Here is a 2595-nt window from a genome sequence, read left to right as displayed (position 1 = left end):
GGAAGCCCAGCGGTGCCAGCGCCGCCTCCAGCACGCCCAGCGCCCCGGCATCGGCCGGGGTGACGCTGGGGCAGCGGATCAGCGCCTGGGTCAGCTCGATCGGGTCGGGAACGGTCATGGGACGAAGATGCTCTCGCTCGATCTCGGAAGGGCCTGCGTCCCTCCGCCACATCCGGGTTCAGCCCGAGGGGCCGGTGCCGCCCCCTCACCCGGAACCGCTGCCGCGGTTCCGACCTCTCCCCGGGGGAGAGGTAAAATCCCCTCTCCTTGGGGAGAGGGAGGGACCCGGCCCGCTTGGGCCGGGAGGGTGAGGGGGTTTCGGGCCTCGGCCATCGCAGATCAGTCGCGCAGCAGCTCGTTGATCGAGGTCTTGGCGCGGGTGCGCTCGTCCACCCGTTTGACGATCACGGCGCAGGCCAGCGAGGGCCCCGGCGTGCCGTCGGCTAGCGGCTTGCCGGGCAGCGCCCCGGGCACCACCACCGAGTAGGCCGGGACGCGGCCGTAGCTGACGGTGCCGGTCTCGCGGTCGACGATCTTGGTGGTGGCGCTGAGGAACACGCCCATCGACAGCACCGACCCGCGCTCGACGATCACGCCCTCGACCACCTCCGACCGGGCGCCGATGAAGCAGTCGTCCTCGATGATCACCGGGTTGGCCTGCAGCGGTTCGAGCACCCCGCCGATGCCGACACCGCCCGACAGATGGCAGTTCTTGCCGATCTGGGCGCAGGAGCCGACGGTGGCCCAGGTGTCGACCATGGTGCCGCTGTCGACCCGGGCGCCGACATTGACGAAGCTCGGCATCAGCACCACGCCCGGCGCGATGTAGGCGGAGCGGCGGACGACCGCGCCCGGCACGCTGCGGAAGCCGGCGTCGCGGAAGCGGTTCTCGCCCCAGCCCAGGGTCTTCGGCGCCACCTTGTCGTACCAGACCGCGCCGTCCGGCCCGCCCTCGACGATCTTGCTGTCGGTGATGCGGAAGGACAGCAGCACCGCCATCTTCAGCCATTGATGCGCCTGCCATTCGCCGTCGATCTTCTCGGCCACGCGCAGGGTGCCGTTGTCGAGGCCCTCCAGCGCCGCCTCGATGGCATCGCGGGCGGCGCCCTGGGTGGCCGGGGTCAGGCTGTTGCGGTCGGCCCAGGCCTGTTCGATGGCGGTCTTCAGCGCGGTGTCGGTCATGGCAGGAAATCGGCAGCCTCTGGTGTCGGGCCCGCACGATGGGGCGCCCCCGTCTGCCTTGTCAACGCCGCCCTAAGCCTGGGTCTCATGCCGATTCGTCGCCGCTGCGGTCCAGCCGGCAGCCATCGATTCGCCAGCTGCCGTCGGGCTGCCGCTGCATGAAGTATTCGGCGACCACCGGCACCCCGTCCGGGCCGACGAACAGCACCTTCTGCACGATCCGGCCTGCGGTCGTGACCAGGTCGCGGAAGTCGACCGAGCGCGGCCGGTACACCGGCGGATAGCCCTGCCGGACCATGGCCAGGAAATTGTCCGGCGTGCCGAACATCTGCTGGATGCCTGGCGAGGCATAGCCAAACGCCTCCGCCGCCCGGTCGCCCTGGAACGCATCGAGCTGCCGCTGGATGACGCCGACGATCGCGGACTTGTCCGCATCGTTGGCCTGCGCCTGGGCGAAGGCCGGCAGCGCCAGGAGGAAGAGCAGGGCGAGAACGCGCCCCGCGACGTCGCACACGAGTCTCACGATGGCCTCCCCATTCTTGGTCGTTCTCGCAGGGAGATGGCGTGGCCGGGCGGGCCGGAAAGCGGCTGCAGGGCAGGGGCCTTCGCCCATGCGGCGGCCGCATGTCTCGTTTCGTGTCGGAACGATGAAATTGGGGCTTGCAATCGGGGGCGGGCATCGACTAGGTTCCGCCCGCCTGACGACGGGGCGGCGACGACGCCCCGCAGAACGCGCCCGTAGCTCAATTGGATAGAGCATCTGACTACGGATCAGAAGGTTAGGAGTTCGAATCTTCTCGGGCGCGCCACTATCTCGCTGAGATAGTCTTTTATCCTCCATACCGACCGGCTCCTCGACCGATCCGCCCGCAGTCCTGCGGGCCTTTCCGTGTTGCCTCTGCCGCTGGCCACCTCCGCAGCCCTTCATTCACCGTCATTGCGAGGAGGCGAAGCCGACGAAGCAATCCATCGGGCCGCGCAAGCTGCTGTATGGATTGCTTCGCTGCGCTCGCAATGACGGTTGTGGATTCTGAAGGATCTCGCAGGTCGAAGAGCCCACGCGCATCGCTCCGGCCGCGGCGAAGCGTCCGCCGGCATCACGCGTGCCGGAAGATATGGGCCATCATCATCGCGCGGCGTCCTTCGGCGTCGCGCTCTCGCCTCAGGCGCTTCCGCTCGGCCTCGTCCTGGTCCTCGCCGGACGGAGCCGTCCCGGGCGGGTTCCCGCCGGGATCCGGCGGCGCCGTGGCGGCGGGCGGCCCGGCCGCGCCGGAATCCGGCGGCCGGTCGTCCTTGGGCAGGGTGCGGATGAGGGTCCAGTCCTGGTCGAAGATCTCGCCGTTGATGGTGTCGATGACCCAGGTCTCGCCCTCGGGCCCGCCGACATCCTCGGCGGCGATGCTGCGGTGATAG

Annotated in this window: 3 protein-coding genes, 1 tRNA gene and 1 pseudogene; 1 reads left to right on the top strand and 4 read right to left on the bottom strand. The window is 69.5% G+C overall.

The features are described from left to right. The 3 genes and pseudogenes from ABDW35_RS35360 to ABDW35_RS35350 all read right to left on the bottom strand — a co-directional run. Nucleotides 1-118, bottom strand: a pseudogene (locus ABDW35_RS35360) (succinyl-diaminopimelate desuccinylase); the annotation flags it as partial. A 221-nt stretch (nucleotides 119-339) separates the two neighbouring features. Beyond that, entirely contained in the window at nucleotides 340-1182 is an 843-nt protein-coding gene (gene dapD / locus ABDW35_RS35355; RefSeq protein ID WP_343718519.1) for a 2,3,4,5-tetrahydropyridine-2,6-dicarboxylate N-succinyltransferase, read from the bottom strand. Nucleotides 1183-1267: 85 nt separating this feature from the next. Next, nucleotides 1268-1705 (bottom strand): DUF4864 domain-containing protein, encoded by a 438-nt coding sequence (locus ABDW35_RS35350; protein ID WP_343718518.1) that lies wholly within the window; start codon nucleotides 1703-1705, stop codon nucleotides 1268-1270. A 209-nt stretch (nucleotides 1706-1914) separates the two neighbouring features. On the opposite strand from ABDW35_RS35350, the gene ABDW35_RS35345 reads away from it, so the two are divergent. Next, nucleotides 1915-1991, top strand: a tRNA-Arg gene (locus ABDW35_RS35345). Nucleotides 1992-2279: 288 nt separating this feature from the next. Here ABDW35_RS35345 and ABDW35_RS35340 read toward each other — a convergent pair. Beyond that, nucleotides 2280-2595: hypothetical protein (locus tag ABDW35_RS35340; RefSeq protein ID WP_343718517.1), on the bottom strand; the 316-nt coding region annotated here is incomplete at its 5' end.

The organism is Inquilinus sp. (assembly GCF_039594555.1).
Taxonomy (GTDB): Bacteria; Pseudomonadota; Alphaproteobacteria; order DSM-16000; family Inquilinaceae; genus Inquilinus.
The sequence above is the reverse complement of the archived record's forward strand: the minus strand, read 5'-3'. Positions and strand labels throughout refer to the sequence as shown.